We start from the raw sequence: 18,024 nt of genomic DNA, 5'->3' as shown, positions 1-18,024 counted from the left end.
CACACTTCCGAAGTATAGACAACTACTTAGGCATCAGGACGGTATCAATCACATCGATCACGCCATTTTTCTGATGGACGTCATAGGTGCTGATGTTCGCCACGTTACCTTTACCATCCTTGAGCTGAATATTGTGCGGGCCGTTACTCATGATCCACAGCGGTTGACCGTTAACGGTTTTCAGCTCCGCGTGGCCGCCGCCCTGTTTAATTTTCTGCTCCAGCGCTTTCATATCGTAATTACCGGCGACCACGTGATAGGTCAGGATGCTGGTGAGCGTGGCTTTGTTTTCGGGTTTGACCAGGTTCTCGACCGTGCCGGCAGGCAATTTCGCAAACGCCGCATCGGTGGGCGCAAAGACGGTGAAGGGCCCTTTACTCTGTAGCGTATCCACCAGCCCGGCCGCTTTAACCGCCGCCACCAGCGTGGTGTGATCTTTTGAGTTCACGGCGTTTTCAACAATGTTTTTGCTCGGGAACATTTCCGCTCCGCCCACCATCACGGAGCCAGACGTCATGGCCGCTGATGCGCCTGCACAGAAGAGTAAAGCGCTGGATACGAATGCAACACTGAGTAGCTTTTTCATCATTTATCCTCGGATTAAGGAGCAAAGGCGTTGCTCACATACTCACATACGAGGGCAGGGGAGAAACTGGATGCAGGCAAATGAAAATAAATTTTGGGCGGGGGAGTGAATTCCCTCTCCCCGGCGGGGAGAGGGGAAATGGCTTAGCGTCTTACCGGCGCCCCGTTCGCCACATAATACGCCGCCGTGCTCTTCGCCAGCGGCTCGCGCCCGCGGATCGCGTCGGCAATTTTTTCGCCAATCATAATAGTGGTGGCGTTCAGGTTGCCGGTGATGATCTGCGGCATGATTGACGCATCCACCACGCGCAGCCCTTCCAGCCCGTGAACGCGGCCTTCGCCGTCGACCACCGCCATCTCGTCATAGCCCATCTTACAGGTGCCGCACGGGTGGAAGGCGGTTTCGGCGTGGTTACGCACGAACTCGTCGAGCTGTTCGTCGGTCTGGCATTCGATACCCGGGCTGATTTCGCGACCGCGATATTTGTCCAGCGCGGGCTGGTGCATGATCTCGCGGGTGATGCGGATAGCGTCGCGGAACTCCTGCCAGTCCTGCTCGTGAGACATATAGTTGAACAGGATCGCCGGATGCTGATGCGGATCGCGGGACTTGATGCGCACGTGGCCGCGGCTCGGGGAGCGCATGGAGCCAACGTGGCACTGGAAGCCGTGCTCTTTAACCGCGTTCGAGCCGTTGTAGTTAATCGCTACCGGCAGGAAGTGGTACTGAATGTTCGGCCATTCGAACTCTTCACGGCTGCGGATAAAACCGCCCGCTTCGAAGTGGTTGCTCGCGCCCACGCCGGTGCCGCCAAACAGCCACTCGGCGCCAATCTTCGGCTGGTTCCACCACTGCAGGGCAGGGTAGAGGGAGACCGGCTCTTTGCATTCGTACTGGAGGTACATCTCCAGGTGATCCTGCAGGTTTTCGCCCACGCCGGGCAGGTCGTGCACCAGCGGGATATCGAACTGCTTCAGCAGCTCCGCGCTGCCCACGCCGGAGCGCTGCAGGATCTGCGGGGAGGCAATCGCGCCTGCACACAGCAGTACCTCTTTATTCGCCGTCGCTCTGGACGGGATGGTGCTTTCGCCCTCCAGCCACTCGACGCCCGCCGCGCGCTTGCCGTCAAAAATAATATGATCGGTCATGGCGTGGGTGCGGATGGTCAGGTTCGGGCGCTTTTTAGCCTGGTCCAGATAGCCGCGCGCGGTGCTGGCGCGTCGGCCCTGCGGCGTGACCGTGCGGTCCATCGGGCCGAAGCCTTCCTGCTGATAGCCGTTGAGATCGTCGGTGCGCGGGTAGCCCGCCTGCACGCCCGCCTCCACCATCGCCTCAAACAGCGGGTTCACGCCCGGTTTCGAGGTGGTGACGCTCACCGGACCGTCGCCGCCGTGATAGTCGTTCGGCCCCACGTCGCGCGTCTCCGCCTTGCGGTAGTAGGGCAGGCAGTTGAGGTAGCTCCAGTGCTCAAGGCCAGATTCTTTGGCCCAGTTGTCGAGATCCATCGCGTTACCGCGGATGTAGCACATGCCGTTGATCAGCGACGAGCCGCCCAGCCCTTTGCCGCGTCCGCACTCCATGCGGCGGTTGTTCATGTAAGGCTCTGGCTCGGTTTCATACGCCCAGTTGTAGCGCTTGCCCTGCAGCGGAAACGCCAGCGCGGCGGGCATCTGGGTGCGGAAGTCAAAGCGGTAGTCCGGCCCGCCCGCTTCAAGCAGCAGGACGGTGGTATTCGGATCTTCAGTCAGTCGCGTTGCCAGTACGTTGCCGGCAGAGCCGGCCCCGATAATGATGTAGTCAAATTGCAAATAAACCTCCCGGTTAAAATATGGACTGGAATTTACCCATCTCAACCTGGATGGACTTCACCTGGGTGTAGCTCTGTAGCGTCATCACGCCGTTCTCGCGGCCAATGCCGGAGTGTTTGTAGCCGCCGACCGGCATTTCTGCGGCGGATTCACCCCAGGTGTTGATCCAGCAGATGCCCGCTTCGAGCTGATGAATGGCGCCGTGCGCGCGGTTCAGGTCGGCAGTGACGATGCCCGCCGCCAGACCGTAGTCGGTGTCGTTGGCGCGGCGGATCGCTTCTTCTTCGCTTTCATAGGTGAGGATGGACATCACCGGGCCGAAGATCTCTTCGCGCACGATGGTCATCTCGTCGGTGCAGTCGGTGAACACGGTCGGGGCAACCCACGCGCCGTTGTCGAAGCCTTCGCCCTTCAGCGCGTCGCCGCCGCACAGCACGCGCGCGCCTTCCTCTTTGCCTTTGGCGATGTAGCGCAGCACGCTGTCGCGGTGCGGGAAGCTGACCATCGGGCCGAAGTTGGTGCGTTCGTCGAACAGATCGCCCGCGCGGATGCGGCCCACGCGCTCGGCAATTTTCTGCTCAAACGCGGCCTTGAATTTCGCGGGTACAAACACGCGGGTGCCGTTGGTGCACACCTGGCCGGAGCTGAAGAAGTTCGCCATCATGGCTATGTCTGCCGCGAGATCCAGATCGGCGTCGTCGAAAATAATCAGCGGGGATTTACCGCCCAGCTCCATCGTCACCTCTTTCAGGGACGAGGCCGCCGAGTTGGCCATCACCTTTTTGCCGCTGGCGACGCCGCCGGTGAAGGAGACTTTCGCGATGCCCGGATGCTCGGTCAGGTACTGGCCGGTCTCCGCGCCCACGCCCGGCAGGACGTTAAACACGCCGTCCGGCAGGCCCGCTTCGGTGTAGATTTCTGCGAGCTTCAGGGCGGTGAGCGGCGTCACTTCGCTCGGCTTGAAGATCATTGCGTTGCCCGCCGCCAGCGCCGGGGCGGATTTCCACAGGGCGATCTGGATCGGGTAGTTCCACGCGCCGATACCCGCCACTACGCCCAGCGGCTCGCGGCGGGTGTAGACGAACGAGGTCTCACGCAGCGGGATCTGGCTGCCTTCCAGCGCCGGGATCAGCCCCGAGTAGTACTCCAGCACGTCCGCGCCGGTGACGATATCGACGGTTGAGGTTTCAGAAAACGCTTTACCGGTATCGAGGGTTTCCAGCTTCGCCAGCTCATCATTGCGCTCGCGCAGGATATCGACGGCGCGACGCAGAACGCGCGAGCGCTCCATGGCGGCCATCGCCGCCCATATTTTTTGTCCGCGTTTTGCGCTTTCGACGGCGCGGTCCACGTCTTGGCGTCCGGCGGCCTGTACGCTCGCCAGAACTTCACCGTTGGCCGGGTTGATGGTCTCGAAGGTGCGACCGCTGGTGGCGGAGGTATAACCACCATTGATATAAAGCTGCTGTTCTGCCATTCGGGACATAAATTCTCCTCGGTTATTCGGTCGGTAAATGCTGGCTGATGAAGTGGCTGGTGAGCGACTGCGCCAGGGTTTTATCCAGCGGCTTGCCGCTCAGCGCGGCGCGCAGCCACAGCCCGTCGATCAGCGCCGCCAGGCCGTAGCCCGCCTCTTCGGCCTGTTCGCGCGGCAGCTCACGGCGGAACTCGTACACCAGGTTTGACAGCAGGCGACGGCTGCTCACCTGCTGCAGACGGTAGAGCATCGGCTGGTGCATGCTGCTCGCCCAGAAGGCCAGCCAGGCCTTCATTGCCGCTCCGCTGGTCTGGGTTTCATCAAAATTGCCGCCGACAATTGCCTGCAGGCGCTGCTCCGCGCTGCCGTCCGGCAGGGCGCGTAAGCGGCTCAAAACCGCGTCGCGCAGCTGGCCGGTGATGTCGCGCATGGTCGCTTCCAGCAGACCGTTTTTGTCTTTGAAGTAGTGACTGATGATCCCCGTGGAAACGCCCGCCCGACGGGCGATCTGCGCGATCGTCGCGTCATGCATTCCCACTTCATTTATTGCTTCCAGCGTGGCGTCGATAAGCTGCCTGCGCCGGATCGGCTGCATCCCCACTTTGGGCATTTTTGCCACTCCATTCATCAGCGTTGGTAATACATTAAAGCGGTTTTTGATTGGACGTTCAATATAAAATGTGTCTTAATTGTTGCGGATTTGGATTTCAATAGTTACAAAAACAGTGGGGATACTGGATGACAGACCTTTCACAAGACAGAGAAAAAGACAAAATCAACCCGGTCGTTTTTTATACTTCCGCCGGGCTGATTTTGTTGTTTTCCCTGACGACCATCTTCTTTCGTGATTTTTCTGCCGAGTGGATTGGGCGCACCCTGAACTGGGTGTCGAAGACCTTCGGCTGGTACTATCTGCTGGCCGCGACGCTCTATATCGTCTTCGTGGTCTGCATTGCCTGCTCGCGCTTCGGCTCGGTGAAGCTCGGGCCTGAGCAGTCGAAGCCCGAGTTCAGCCTGCTGAGCTGGGCCGCGATGCTGTTTGCCGCGGGCATCGGCATCGACCTGATGTTCTTCTCCGTGGCGGAACCGGTTACGCAGTATATGCAGCCGCCGGAAGGGGCAGGGCAGACGATGGAGGCCGCGCGCCAGGCGATGGTCTGGACGCTGTTCCACTACGGCCTGACGGGCTGGTCGATGTACGCCCTGATGGGCATGGCGCTCGGATACTTTAGCTATCGTTATAATTTACCTCTCACCATCCGCTCCGCGCTGTACCCGATCTTCGGTAAAAAGATTAACGGCCCGATTGGCCACAGCGTCGACATTGCGGCGGTGATCGGCACCATCTTTGGTATCGCGACGACGCTCGGGATTGGCGTGGTGCAGCTCAACTACGGGCTGAGCGTGCTGTTTGATATCCCGGATTCGATGGCGGCCAAAGCGGCGCTGATTGCGCTCTCCGTCATTATCGCCACCATCTCGGTGACGTCGGGCGTCGATAAAGGCATCCGCGTGCTCTCCGAGCTGAACGTGGCGCTGGCGCTGGGCCTGATCCTGTTCGTGCTGTTTATGGGCGATACCTCGTTCCTGCTCAATGCCTTAGTGCTCAACGTAGGCGACTACGTGAACCGCTTTATGGGCATGACGCTGAACAGCTTCGCCTTTGACCGTCCGGTGGAGTGGATGAACAACTGGACGCTGTTCTTCTGGGCGTGGTGGGTCGCGTGGTCGCCGTTTGTCGGCCTGTTCCTGGCGCGTATTTCGCGTGGCCGCACCATCCGCCAGTTTGTGATGGGCACGCTGATTATCCCGTTCACCTTTACCCTGCTGTGGCTGTCGATTTTCGGCAACAGCGCGCTGCACGAGATCATCCACGGCAATGCAACCTTCGCGCAGGAAGCGATGGCGCACCCGGAGCGCGGCTTCTACAGCCTGCTGGCGCAGTACCCGGCGTTTACCTTTAGCGCCTCCGTGGCGACCATCACCGGCCTGCTGTTCTACGTCACCTCGGCGGATTCCGGCGCGCTGGTGCTGGGTAACTTCACCTCGAAGCTCAAAGATATCAACAGCGATGCGCCGAACTGGCTGCGCATCTTCTGGTCAGTCGCCATCGGCCTGCTGACGCTCGGCATGCTGATGACCAACGGCATTTCGGCGCTGCAGAACACCACGGTGATCATGGGCCTGCCGTTCAGCTTCGTCATCTTCTTCGTGATGGCCGGGCTGTATAAATCCCTCAAGGTGGAAGACTACCGCCGCGTCAGCGCCAGCCGCGACACCGCGCCGCGTCCGATGGGCGCGCAGGACAGGCTGAGCTGGAAGAAACGCCTCTCGCGCCTAATGAACTACCCGGGCACGCGCTACACCAAACAGATGATGGAGACGGTCTGCTTCCCGGCGATGGAAGAGGTCGCGCAGGAGCTGAAGCTGCGTGGGGCTTACGTGGAGCTGAAAAACCTGCCGCCGGAGGAGGGCGAGAACCTGGGGCACCTGGATCTGCTGGTGCACATGGGCGACGAGCAGAACTTTGTTTATCAGATCTGGCCGCAGCAGTATTCGGTACCCGGGTTTACCTACCGGGCGCGCAGCGGGAAATCAACCTACTACCGGCTTGAGACCTTCCTGCTGGAAGGGAGCCAGGGGAATGATTTGATGGACTACAGCAAGGAGCAGGTGATTACGGACATTCTGGACCAGTATGAACGGCACCTGAACTTTATCCATCTGCACAGGGAAGCGCCGGGGAATAGCGTGATGTTCCCGGATGTTTGAGATTTGCGCTGAATAACCTATAAAGGTATCGCCGTCGCCCTCAAGCCGGGTGGCGGCGATACCTTACCCGGTCTACAAAACCGGTTTACCGTAGACCTGATAAGCGCAGCGCCATCAGGCTTTTAGCAACGTAAACACGTTCCCATCATTATTCTGCCAGACGAGGGTGAAGCGTTTATCCTCAGGATAGTCTCCAGCCGGGTGCGAAAGCGCCAGCGTGATTGTTTTTTCCGTTAACTCTGTGACTCTCGCACACTCAAACCCCATGTAAATTTTTACCTTCGGAAAGAGGGCTTTAAACAAACTCTCTTTGGCACTAAAAGCCAGCGTCAGCGCCAGCGCGAAAGGATAGCCCGAGTGCGTCAGGCACATCGCCTCCTGCGCATCAATAATGCCGTCCTGGATTTCGCGGGCTTCGTGGTCTGGAAGAATGGCTTCGCAATCAATACCTACGAGCGCATCTAGGTGACGGACGACAACCGCCATCGCCTGCGTGCCGCTGTGGGTGATGCTCCCTGAGACGCCTTCCGGCCAGAGCGGTTCGCCGCTGGGGCCTATGCCGGGGATCGCGCGTTCATTTATCGCACCGAGCGCATGTGCGGCGGCGATGCGGCCTGCCAGATGCTCGGCTTTGCGTTTGCGCCCGGCGTTTGAAAGCTCGGCGTGGTGGGGGAGCCAGAGGAGATCGGCGTCGGTGAAGGTGTTTGGGTCGAAGGTGACGTGGTGAACGGTGTGGTTAGCGAGAGAAAATGTGCTGTGGGTGGTGTGCATGGTTTTCCCCTCTTGAATTGTGCGGCCTGATGCCCTCACCCCAGCCCTCTCCCACAGGGAGAGGGAGGCGTTGTTGCCTTTATCAGAAGCGCGTATTCACGCTCATGTACCAGGTACGGCCCGGCTCATTATACGTATACGCTCCCGCACCGTACATATATGCACCGGTGGTGGAATTTCCGGTCGTCTGGGCATTCCCCGCGCGCCACTGGCGTTTGTCGAAGACGTTGTCCACGCCGCCGGTCAGACTAACGTTTTTGGTCATGTCCCAGGTCGCGCTCAGGCCAACGATGCTGTACGGGCTGACTTCGTCTTTCTCAGACCCGGTCACCGGCTGACCTTTGTAGTTGTACTTCTTCGGCTGCTGCTTGCCGTACCAGGTAAAGGTCGACTGGAGCGACACGTCCTGATGAACCTGCCAGCTCAGGGTCGAGTTCAGCGTGTACTCAGGAATAATTGACAGACGGTCGCCGGTCTCCTTGTTCTTGCTCTGCAGCATGTAGGTGATGTTGTTGGTCCAGTTGATCGTGTCGCTGACCGGCACGTTCAGGGAGCCTTCCAGCCCTTCGACGACCGCTTTCGGAACGTTTTCCCACTGGTAGATATCCGTCTGCACTTTACCGGAAGAGGTGTGGCCAATCGGCGCGTAGCCCGCTTCAATCTTGTCGCGATAGTCGTTGCGGAACCAGGTCACGCCAGCCAGCCAGCCGTCACGTTTCCACTCCAGACCAATCTCTTTATTGATGCTGGTTTCGGCTTTCAGATCGTCGTTGCCCATCATGTAGCAGCCCACGCCGTCCGAGCTGGCGTAGCAGCCCTGGCCTTTGCTGTAGAGCAGGTAGTTCGGGTTGGTCTGGTACAGGCTCGGCGCTTTATAGGCGCGGGCGATCCCCATCTTCAGCGTGAAGTCATCCCCCAGACCCTGCGACAGGTTAAGTGACGGGCTCCAGTTGTTGCCGACGATGGTGTGGTGGTCGAAGCGCAGGGCAGGGGTCAGCATGGTGCTGTCGGTCAGCTCCATGTTGTTTTCGGCGAACAGAGAGAAAATCTCTGCCGACGTGTACGGGCTGCGGTCATTGCTCATGCCCGGAATGGTGCCGCCCTGCTGGGTTTGGGTGAAGGAGGTCGAGTCCTTCATGCGCTGCTGGTTCCACTCGGTGCCGAGCGTCAGGTTCTGGTTAACGAGGAAATCAATCGGCAGGTTGATCTCGCTGTGCAGCATCACGTCGGCCAGGTCGGTGTCGGTGAATTTATTGCTGTTGAACAAGCCTTCCGTACCGCCCGCCAGACCTTCGCCCAGGCGGGAGTTGCGGGTGTGTTCGTACTGTGCCCAGCTGCTGGTGGTGATGCCGTTATCCCAGCCGCCGTTCCAGGTCACCGCGAAGTTCTGGCGGTAGATACGGTTAGTCTCTTTGCCGTAATTCTTCTTCACCAGCGCGCTGTCGTTGTTGGTGTTCTGCGTGTCGCCCGCGTAGAGGTTGTTCTGGCGGCTGTAGCCCGCCTCAAACTCCAGGGACTGCATGGGCGCGAAGTCCCAGCGCACCACGCCGTTGATGTCCTTGTTTTCCACGCCCTCACGGCCAGCCGGCAAGGTGTTGGCGTAGGCACCGGTACGATCGGACTGGTGGCCCTGGTTGATATCCCACGCGTCGGCCTGGGTTTTATCGAGGTTACCGAACATGCGGAAGCTGAAGTCGCCGCCCAGGGGGCCGCTCAGGCTGAAGTTGGTGCGCCTGGTGGAACCTTCGTCCTTATGTTCTGGCGCGTTCAGGTAGGTGTTCCAGGAGCCGTGCCACTGGTCGTCGAATTTTTTGGTGATGATGTTCACCACGCCGCCAGCCGCACCGTTGCCGTAGCGCGCGGCTGCCGGACCACGGATCACTTCGATGCGCTCGATCATCTCCGGCGGCACCCAGCCGGTATCGCCGCGGGTGTCTCGCTCGCCGCGCCAGCCCAGACGAATAGAGTTGCGGCTGGTGACCGGCTTGCCGTCGATCAGGATCAGCGTGTTTTCCGGTCCCATCCCGCGAATGTCAATCTGACGGTTGTTTCCGCGCTGGCCGCTGGTGGAGTTCCCGGTGAGGTTAACGCCGGGCATGGTGCGGATGATTTCCGCCACGTCGCGCGCGGGCGGATTTTTGCGGATCTCGTCGGCGGTGATGGTCGACACGCCCGGCGCCTGTAAATTCTGCTCGGCGGCGGTGATCACCATGGTGTCTTCGTGCTGCGCAGAGGCGGTGTTGTCGTCTGCCACGGCGGGCAGCGCGACACCATAAATCCCTAAATTGACCAGCAAGGCCAGAGAGTGAATCTTCTTATTCATTGTACGTCCCGCTTTTATGGTTATTTAATGAGCGCGCTTCCCACAGCGCGGGCATTACGCTATTGCAAATGCAAATAGTTATCAATAATATTATCAATAAAATTTGCTCTGAAACAAAAAAGACTGTGAAACATGGGGTTATAAGGGTGACGACGTTAACAACCGGAAGTGAAGCGTGGTGGCGGTCGAAAAACGGACCTGAATGGGAACGTCAGAAGGAGAAGTGTCGCGTCACCTTCTGGTGGCGGGATCCGGCAGGAACGCAGAAAACCTCATCGGTCAAACGCGTCTGGCTCTACGTTACCGGCGTGACCGATCACCATCAAAATGCTCGCCCGCAGTCCCTCGAGCGCATCCCGGATACCAACGTCTGGCAGTGGCAGGGCGAATTCAGCCCCGAGTGGCGCGGGAGCTACTGTTTTATCCCTTCTGAAAATGAAAACGATTTTGCCGATACCGTGTTTGAAGGCGAACTGCCGGACCGCATGGCGCTGCGCGAAGGCTGGCGCAAGCTGCTGCCGCACGCGGTGTCCGACCCGCTGAATCCGCAGAGCTGGCGCGGCGGGCGCGGTCATGCCGTTTCGGCGCTGGAGATGCCGGACGCGCCCGTTCAGCCCGGCTGGGACCGCCCCGATACGCCGTATCAACAGCCGGTCTGCATTGAGTGGAACAGCGAGCGTCTCAACAACCGTCGGCGCGTGTGGATTTTTACCCCCGGGGACGACTGCCCCGAACGCCCGCTGGCGGTGCTGCTCGACGGGCAGTTCTGGGCCGAAAGTATGCCCGTCTGGCCTGCGCTGGCGTCGCTCACCAACGGGTGCAAACTGCCCTCTGCGGTATATGTATTGATCGATGCGATCGACATGGAACACCGCAGCCGCGAATTGCCCTGTAATCCCGATTTCTGGCTGGCGGTACAGGAAGAGCTTCTCCCTCTTGTAAAACATCTCGCGCCCTTCAGCGACCGCGCCGATCGTACCGTGGTGGCGGGCCAGAGCTTTGGCGGCCTCTCTGCGCTTTATGCTGGCCTCAACTGGCCGCAGCGGTTTGGCTGCGTGCTGAGCCAGTCCGGCTCGTACTGGTGGCCGCACCGCGGCGGGCAGCAGGAAGGGCACCTCATCGAACAGCTCAGAGCCGGTGAGCTGGCCGCGAGCGGGCTGCGTATCGTCCTCGAGGCCGGGCGCAACGAGCCGCTGATTTTCAATGCCAATCAGGCGATTTATGCCGAACTACCCGCGCAGCAGGTTACCTGGCGTCAGGTTGACGGCGGACACGATGCGCTTTGCTGGCGCGGTGGGCTGACGCAGGGGCTGATGACCCTCTGGCAGCCGCTCATTCAATAACGGAGTCTGTATGGAATTCAGCAATCCTTTCGATAATCCGCAGGGACAGTTCGCCATTTTGCAAAACGACCGTGGGCAGTACAGCCTGTGGCCGCAGCAGTGCGAACTGCCGGCGGGGTGGCGCGTGGTGTGCGAAGCGCAGTCTCAGGAGGCGTGCCAGCAGTGGCTGGCCGGGCACTGGCGCACGCTTGAACCGTCCCATTTTGCGGAGGGGAGCGCATGAACCGTCTTCCTCTCGTCGCCGCCCAGCCGGGTATCTGGATGGCGGAACAGCTGTCCTCCCTGCCAAACGCCTGGAGCGTGGCGCACTACACCGAACTGAAAGGCGATATCGACGCGCCATTGCTGGCAAAAGCCATCGCTGAGGGCATGATGCAGGCCGATACCCTGCGAATGCGTTTTACCGAGGATAACGGCGAGGTGTGGCAGTGGGTGGATGACACCCTCATTCTGCCGGAGCCGTCCATCGTTCGCGTTGCCTCTCACGACGACGCCGTGGCGCTGATGGAGGCCGATCTTAACCAGAACCTGCGCGTCGACAGCGGTCAGCCGCTGGCGTTTCACCAGCTGATTCAGGTGGGGGAAAGCCACTGGTACTGGTATCAGCGCTATCACCATCTGGTGGTGGATGGCTTCAGCTTCCCGGCCATTACCCGCCAGATCGCCGCGATTTACGCCGCGTGTAAGAAGGGGGAACCGACGCCCGCATCTCCGTTTACGCCGTTTGCCGAGGTAGTGGAAGAGTATCAGCACTATCGCGACAGCGAGGCATACGCGCGCGACGGCGCCTTCTGGGCGGAGCAGCGCAGGCAGCTTCCTTCTCCGGTCTCGCTCTCTTCCGCGCCGCTGCCGGGACGCGCCGCTACTACCGATATTCTGCGCCTCAAAATCGCCGCCGACGGTCGCGCCTTTAGCCAGCTTGCGCAGGCGGCAGGACAGGCGCAGCGTACCGATCTGGCCCTTGCGCTGGTGGCGCTGTGGCTGGGCCGCCTGACCGGAAGGCTGGACTACGCCGCCGGGTTTATCTTTATGCGACGCATGGGCTCCGCCGCGCTGACCGCGACCGGGCCGGTGCTCAACGTCTTGCCGCTGGCGGTGAATATCAACCCGCAGGAGAGCCTGCCGGAGCTGGCGCTGCGCCTGGCCAATCAGCTGAAAAAAATGCGCCGCCATCAGCGCTACGACGCCGAGCAGATCGTGCGCGACAGCGGGCGTGCCGCAGGCGACGAAGCCCTGTTTGGCCCGGTGCTGAACGTGAAGGTGTTTGATTATCAGCTGGATATTGACGGCGTGGAGGCCATCACCCACACGCTCGCAACCGGCCCGGTGAACGACCTTGAGCTGGCGCTGTTCCCGGACGAGCAGGGCGGATTGAGCATTGAGATCCTCGCCAGTAAGCAGCGTTATGATGAGGCTACGCTTTCCCGTCACGTCGCGCGCCTGAACGCGATGCTGATGCAGTTTGCGGCCAACCCGGACCTGCGCTGCGGCGAAGTGGAAACCGTTTCAGAGCAGGAATATCAGCAGCTGGCGCGCATCAACGATACCGGGCTGGCGCTGCCGGCCACCACGCTGGCGGATCTGGTGGCAGAGCAGGCGAGCAAAACGCCGGACGCCCCCGCGCTGGCGGACGCGCATATTGAGCTCAGCTATCGGCAGATGCGCGAGCAGGTGGTCGCGCTGGCAAACCTGCTGCGCGAGCGCGGCGTGAAGCCGGGCGACAGCGTGGCGGTGGCCCTGCCGCGCTCGGTGTTCCTGACGCTGGCGCTGCACGGCATCGTCGAGGCCGGCGCCGCCTGGCTGCCGCTCGACACCGGCTACCCGGATGACCGCCTGAGGATGATGCTGGAAGACGCGAAGCCGTCCCTGCTCATTACCACCGACGAGCAGCTTCCGCGCTTTAGCGATCTGCCGATTAGTGCATTTAGTTACAACACCCTTTTACCGGCTGCGGGTGCTGAACCGCTGCGCCTGGCGAAGCCGGAGCAGACGGCGTACATCATCTTTACCTCCGGTTCGACGGGGCGTCCGAAAGGGGTGATGGTCGGCCATACCGCCATCGTTAACCGCCTGAAGTGGATGCAGGACCACTACCCGCTGGACGCGACGGACGTGGTGGCGCAGAAAACGCCGTGCAGCTTTGACGTGTCGGTGTGGGAGTTCTGGTGGCCGTTTATCGCCGGGGCGAAGCTGGTGATGGCAGAGCCGGACGCGCACCGCGACCCGCAGGCGATGCAGAGCTTCTTCGCGCAGTACGGCGTGACTACTACCCACTTCGTGCCGTCGATGCTGGCGGCGTTTGTCGCCTCGCTGACGCCGGAAAACGTCGACTGCTGCAGAACGCTTAAGCAGGTGTTCTGCAGCGGCGAAGCGCTGCCGACCGAACTGTGCCGCGAGTGGGAGCAGCTCACCCGTGCGCCGCTGCACAACCTCTATGGCCCAACCGAAGCGGCGGTGGACGTGAGCTGGTATCCGGCGTTTGGGCCCGAGCTGGCGGCGGTGGAAGGCAACAGCGTGCCGATCGGCTTCCCGGTTTGGAACACGGGGCTGCGCATTCTGGACGCGATGATGCGCCCGGTGCCGTTCGGCGTGGCGGGCGATCTGTATCTCACCGGCATTCAGCTGGCGCAGGGGTATCTGGGCCGTCCGGACCTCACCGCCAGCCGCTTTATTGCCGACCCGTTTGCCCCCGGCGAGCGGATGTACCGTACCGGCGACGTTGCCCGCTGGCTGGACAACGGCGCGGTGGAATATCTCGGCCGCAGCGATGACCAGTTAAAAATCCGCGGACAGCGCATCGAGCTGGGCGAAATCGACCGGGCGATGCTGTCGCTGCCGGACGTGGCTCAGGCCGTGGCCCACGCCTGCGTGTTCAACCAGGCGGCGGCCACCGGCGGCGATGCCCGCCAGCTGGTGGGGTATGTGGTTTCCGAATCCGGCTTACCGCTGGATCGCGACGCGCTGCGGGAATCGCTCAAGGCCCAGCTGCCGCCGCACATGGTGCCGGTGGTGCTGCTGCAAATCAGCGCGCTGCCGCTCAGCGCGAACGGCAAGCTTGACCGCAAGGCGCTGCCGCTGCCGGAGCTGACGAGTAAATCCTCCGGCCGTGCGCCGGAGACGGAAACCGAAGCCGCCGTCGCGCAGGCGTTTTCCGCCATGCTGGGCTGCGAGGTCAACGATATTGAGGCCGACTTCTTTGCCCTCGGCGGCCACTCGCTGCTGGCGATGCGCCTGGCGGCACAGCTTAGCCGCGCGTTCGAGCGTAAGGTGACGCCGGGGCAGATTATGGTCGCCTCGACGGTGAGCAAGCTCAGCGCGCTGCTGGACTCGCAGATGAGCGACGAGCAGGCGCAGCGTCTGGGGTATGAAACGCTTCTGCCGCTGCGCGAAAGCGACGGCCCGACGCTTTTCTGCTTCCACCCGGCGTCCGGCTTTGCCTGGCAGTTTAGCGTGCTGGCGCGCTATCTCAGCCCGCGCTGGTCCATCGTCGGCATTCAGTCGCCGCGTCCGGATGGGCCGATGCAGCAGCGTGCGGATCTGGATGGGGTGATTGAGCATCACCTGGCTACGCTGCGTAAGCAGCAGCCGCAGGGGCCGTATTATCTGTTCGGGTATTCCCTCGGCGGCACGCTGGCGCAGGGTATTGCCGCCCGTCTGCGCGAGCAGGGTGAAGCGGTGGGCTTCCTCGGCCTGCTGGACACCTGGCCGCCGGAAACCCAGAACTGGTCGGAGAAAGAGGCCAACGGCCTCGACCCCGAGGTGCTGGCGGAAATCGAGCGCGAGCGTCAGGCGTTTATCGCCGCCCAGCAGGGGCAGGGCTCCAGCGAGCTGTTTAACGCTATCGAGGGCAACTATGCCGACGCGGTACGGCTGCTCACCACGGCGCGCAGCGCACGCTTTGACGGCAAAGCGACGCTGTTCGTCGCCGAGCGGACGCGAACGATGGATCCGCAGGTCGCGTGGGCGCCGTGGGTGGCGGAGCTTGAGGTGTACAGCCAGGACTGCGCCCACGTGGATATCATTTCACCGCAGGCGTTTGAGAAGATAGGGCCGGTGTTGAGGGAGATGTTGGGATAACGTCAAAAGCGCCTCCCAAAGGGCGAGGGGATGGTTTGCTCCCTCTCCCTGTGGGAGAGGGCCGGGGTGAGGGCATCAGACCGCACGCTTGCCCAGCGGCACCACCAGCGGCGTACCCGCTACCGGATCGTCAATAATCATGCAGCGCATGCCGTAGATCCGCTCGATCAGCTCCGGCGTCACAATCTCTTTCGGCGCGCCCTGCGCCACAATCTCACCGTCGCGAAGCGCAATCAGATGCGTGGCGTAGCGGCACGCCTGGTTTAAATCGTGCAGCACCGCCGCCAGGGTATACCCCTGCGTGCGGTTGAGCTCGCTCAGCAGCTCCAGCAGATCAATCTGATGGCTGATGTCGAGCCAGGTCGTCGGCTCGTCCAGCAGCATAATCGACGTTTCCTGCGCCAGCACCATCGCGATCCACGCGCGCTGGCGCTGTCCGCCTGAGAGGGTGTCCACGCTCTGCTGGGCGAGCTCGGTAATACCCGTCGCCTGCATCGCGCGGTTCACCGCCTCGTCATCCTCTTTGCGCCAGCGGGTAAACAGCGGCTGATGCGGGTAGCGACCGCGCGAGACCAACTCCTGCACCGTGATGTCGCCCGGCGTGGTGGCGTTTTGCGCCAGCAGACCGATGCGTCTGGCCACCTCCTTGCTGGCGAAGCGTTGGATCTGCTCCCCGTCGAGGAACACGCTGCCTTCAGCCGGCGTCATCAGGCGGCTCAGCGTGCGCAGCAGGGTCGATTTGCCGCAGCCGTTCGGGCCGATAATGGCCGTGAAGTGGCCGTCCGGAATGGCAACGGATAAGTCACGGGCAATGATTTTTTTGCCGTAGCCGAGGGTGAGGTTTTCGCCGCGCAAGCGGGTGGTTGTGTCTGTCATTTCCTGCGTGACTCCTGAACGAGCAAGACGATGAGGTAAATCCCCCCGAGGCTGACGGTCACCACGCCCACCGGCAGTTGATAAGGCATAAACAGCCGCTGGGCGCAGAGATCGGCGGCCAGCAGCAGCAGCGCGCCGCACAGCGCCGCCTGGGTTAATCCCCAGCGCGCCGTGCCGCTAAGACGGCGGGCGATGTGCGGTGCCACGAGGGCGATAAACGAGATTGGCCCGGCAATCGCGGTGGAGGCGGCGGTCAGCAGTACGGCGACCAGCATCAGCATCAGGCGAGAGCGTTCGACGCCCACGCCCAGCGCGCAGGCGCTGTCGTCGCCCATCTCCAGCAGACGCATGCGCCGCACCAGCAGCAGCGCCCCGATAAACATCAGCAAAATCAGCGGCGCGGCGGGCCAGGTTTTGCCCCACGTCAGGCCGTTGAGCGACCCGGCGTACCACAGCCCGGCGGAGAGCGCGGTTTCCAGCGAGGCCTGCAGTAAAAGCCAGGTGTTAAAGGCCATCAGCATGGCGCGGATGCCGATCCCGATGATGATCAGGCGGAAGGTGTCGATACCGTTGCGCCAGGCCAGCGCCCAGATCAGTATGGAAGTCAGAATGCCGCCCGCCATCGCCGTAAAGGTAATGGCCGTCAGGTGCTGACCAAACAGCACCATCGCCACCAGCACGCCGCTCCAGGCCCCGGTGTTGAGGCCCATCACGTCCGGGCTGCCGAGCGGGTTGCGCATCAGCGACTGGAATATCGCGCCGCTGACGCCGAGCGCCGCGCCGACCAGAATCGCCATCGCCACGCGCGGCAGTCGCCACTCCGTCACCACCATGGTGACGTTGCGCGGCGCGCTGCCGAGCAGGGCGTTAAACACCTGAGAAAAATCGAGCGTCACCGCGCCGCTGCGCAGGCTCCAGACCGCCAGCAGCAGAATGGCAATACTCAGCAGGCATACGCTGGTGAGTAAACGACGGGACGGGGCCATCATGCGCCACCTCCGCGTTTACGACGAACCAGGAAAATCAGCACCGGCGCGCCGATAAAGGCGCTGACCACCGAGACGCGCAGCTCGCCGGGCACCAGCAGGCGGCCCAGCACGTCGGCAAACAGCAGCAGGGCAGGGGTCGCCAGCAGCGTCACCGGCAGCGACCAGCGGTGATCTGCCCCCACCAGCCAGCGCGCCATGTGCGGCATCATCAGGCCGATAAAGGCGATCGGGCCGACCACGGCGGTCGCGCTGCCGCACAGTACGGTGATGGCGAACAGACCAATCAGCTGCGTGCGCGCCACGCGGTTGCCGAGGGCTGTCGCGGTGTCGCTGCCAAGGCTCAGGCTGTTGAGCGACCGGCTTAAAAACAGCGCCACGGCAGCGGCGATTATGACCGGGATTGCCACCACTTCTAGGGTTTCTAGGGTGCGGATATCCAGCGAACCGGCCTGCCAGAAGCGCAGCTGGTCGTAGACGTCCGGGTTGAGCAGGGCGATGCCGTTGGACAAGCCCTCCAGCACCGCCGCGAGCGCCACGCCCGCAAGCGTCAGGCGTACCGGGCTCAGCTGCCCGCCGCCCTGGCTGCCGGTAAAGGCGACGACCAGCGAAGCGGCCAGCGCGCCGCAGAAGGCCATCACCAGCTGTTCGGAGGGTGACGTCAACCCGAACAGCGCCGCGCCGAGCACGATGGCAAAGCTGGCGCCGGAGTTAACGCCAAGGATGCCGGGGTCCGCCAGCGGGTTACGGGTAAGGATTTGCATCAGGGCACCGGCAAGGCCGAGCGCGCCACCCGCCAGCAGTCCGGCAAGCGTGCGGGGCAGTCGGGCGTCGAGCACGATGACGCAGTCGGCGCTCTGGCAGGTGCCGGAGAGCGCATCAACGATAACGGACGCGGGCAGCGGCTTCGCGCCGACCAGCAGGCTGAGTGCAGCCGCAAGGCTCAGGAGCAGCAGTAAAACGGGCACGGCAACGGCGCGCACCGCAGAAGAGGAAAACGACATA

13 protein-coding genes are annotated in these 18,024 nt (G+C 62.0%); 4 read left to right on the top strand and 9 right to left on the bottom strand.

Annotation, left to right across the window (positions count from 1 at the left end; all coding sequences use genetic code 11):
- Window positions 1–22: 22 nt before the first annotated feature.
- From UTM25_RS16690 to betI, 4 genes are all read right to left on the bottom strand, one after another.
- Window positions 23–586: a fasciclin domain-containing protein gene (locus UTM25_RS16690; protein WP_194399789.1), complete on the bottom strand. Its 564-nt coding sequence runs from the start codon at window positions 584–586 to the stop codon at window positions 23–25.
- Between the two features lie 143 nt (window positions 587–729).
- Window positions 730–2,394, bottom strand: a complete 1,665-nt coding sequence (gene betA, locus UTM25_RS16685; RefSeq protein WP_194399790.1) for a choline dehydrogenase — start codon at window positions 2,392–2,394, stop codon at window positions 730–732.
- A 13-nt stretch (window positions 2,395–2,407) separates the two neighbouring features.
- Window positions 2,408–3,880 (bottom strand): betaine-aldehyde dehydrogenase, encoded by a 1,473-nt coding sequence (gene betB / locus UTM25_RS16680; RefSeq protein ID WP_194399791.1) that lies wholly within the window; start codon window positions 3,878–3,880, stop codon window positions 2,408–2,410.
- Between the two features lie 13 nt (window positions 3,881–3,893).
- A complete protein-coding gene (gene betI / locus UTM25_RS16675) occupies window positions 3,894–4,481 on the bottom strand; it encodes a transcriptional regulator BetI (RefSeq protein WP_032662864.1) in 588 nt (195 codons plus the stop codon).
- A gap of 128 nt (window positions 4,482–4,609) precedes the next feature.
- On the opposite strand from betI, the gene betT reads away from it, so the two are divergent.
- Complete coding sequence (betT, locus tag UTM25_RS16670; RefSeq protein ID WP_163330501.1) at window positions 4,610–6,643, top strand: choline BCCT transporter BetT; 2,034 nt, start codon at window positions 4,610–4,612, stop codon at window positions 6,641–6,643.
- A gap of 114 nt (window positions 6,644–6,757) precedes the next feature.
- Here the strand turns inward: betT and entD are convergent, their stop codons facing one another.
- Together entD and UTM25_RS16660 are read right to left on the bottom strand one after the other, a co-directional pair.
- Window positions 6,758–7,414: an enterobactin synthase subunit EntD gene (gene entD, locus UTM25_RS16665; RefSeq protein ID WP_194399792.1), complete on the bottom strand. Its 657-nt coding sequence runs from the start codon at window positions 7,412–7,414 to the stop codon at window positions 6,758–6,760.
- Window positions 7,415–7,496: 82 nt separating this feature from the next.
- Window positions 7,497–9,737, bottom strand: a complete 2,241-nt coding sequence (locus tag UTM25_RS16660; RefSeq protein WP_194399793.1) for a TonB-dependent siderophore receptor — start codon at window positions 9,735–9,737, stop codon at window positions 7,497–7,499.
- A gap of 146 nt (window positions 9,738–9,883) precedes the next feature.
- Here UTM25_RS16660 and fes point away from each other — a divergent pair, with 146 nt between their 5' ends.
- Genes fes through entF form a run of 3 tightly spaced genes read left to right on the top strand, consistent with a single transcriptional unit; the run spans window position 9,884 to window position 15,157 of the window.
- Window positions 9,884–11,080, top strand: a complete 1,197-nt coding sequence (fes, locus tag UTM25_RS16655) for an enterochelin esterase (protein ID WP_194399794.1) — start codon at window positions 9,884–9,886, stop codon at window positions 11,078–11,080.
- Window positions 11,081–11,090: 10 nt separating this feature from the next.
- A complete protein-coding gene (locus UTM25_RS16650; protein ID WP_048980779.1) occupies window positions 11,091–11,303 on the top strand; it encodes an MbtH family protein in 213 nt (70 codons plus the stop codon).
- On the top strand, window positions 11,300–15,157 hold the full coding sequence (entF, locus tag UTM25_RS16645) for an enterobactin non-ribosomal peptide synthetase EntF (RefSeq protein ID WP_194399795.1): 3,858 nt from the start codon (window positions 11,300–11,302) through the stop codon (window positions 15,155–15,157). Before UTM25_RS16650 ends, entF begins: the two co-directional genes overlap by 4 nt.
- A 75-nt stretch (window positions 15,158–15,232) precedes the next feature.
- Here the strand turns inward: entF and fepC are convergent, their stop codons facing one another.
- The 3 genes from fepC to fepD are packed head-to-tail and all read right to left on the bottom strand — an operon-like array spanning window position 15,233 to window position 18,023.
- Window positions 15,233–16,033, bottom strand: a complete 801-nt coding sequence (gene fepC / locus UTM25_RS16640) for an iron-enterobactin ABC transporter ATP-binding protein (RefSeq protein WP_194399796.1) — start codon at window positions 16,031–16,033, stop codon at window positions 15,233–15,235.
- Entirely contained in the window at window positions 16,030–17,019 is a 990-nt protein-coding gene (fepG, locus tag UTM25_RS16635) for an iron-enterobactin ABC transporter permease (RefSeq protein ID WP_194400090.1), read from the bottom strand. Before fepG ends, fepC begins: the two co-directional genes overlap by 4 nt.
- On the bottom strand, window positions 17,019–18,023 hold the full coding sequence (gene fepD, locus UTM25_RS16630) for a Fe(3+)-siderophore ABC transporter permease (RefSeq protein ID WP_194399797.1): 1,005 nt from the start codon (window positions 18,021–18,023) through the stop codon (window positions 17,019–17,021). The genes fepG and fepD overlap by 1 nt, the downstream gene beginning before the upstream one ends.
- Window position 18,024 lies beyond the last annotated feature (1 nt).

The sequence above is a fragment of the Enterobacter sp. 61D5 genome, assembly GCF_034107965.1.
Taxonomy (GTDB): domain Bacteria; phylum Pseudomonadota; class Gammaproteobacteria; order Enterobacterales; family Enterobacteriaceae; genus Enterobacter; species Enterobacter cloacae_M.
The sequence above is the reverse complement of the archived record's forward strand: the minus strand, read 5'-3'. Positions and strand labels throughout refer to the sequence as shown.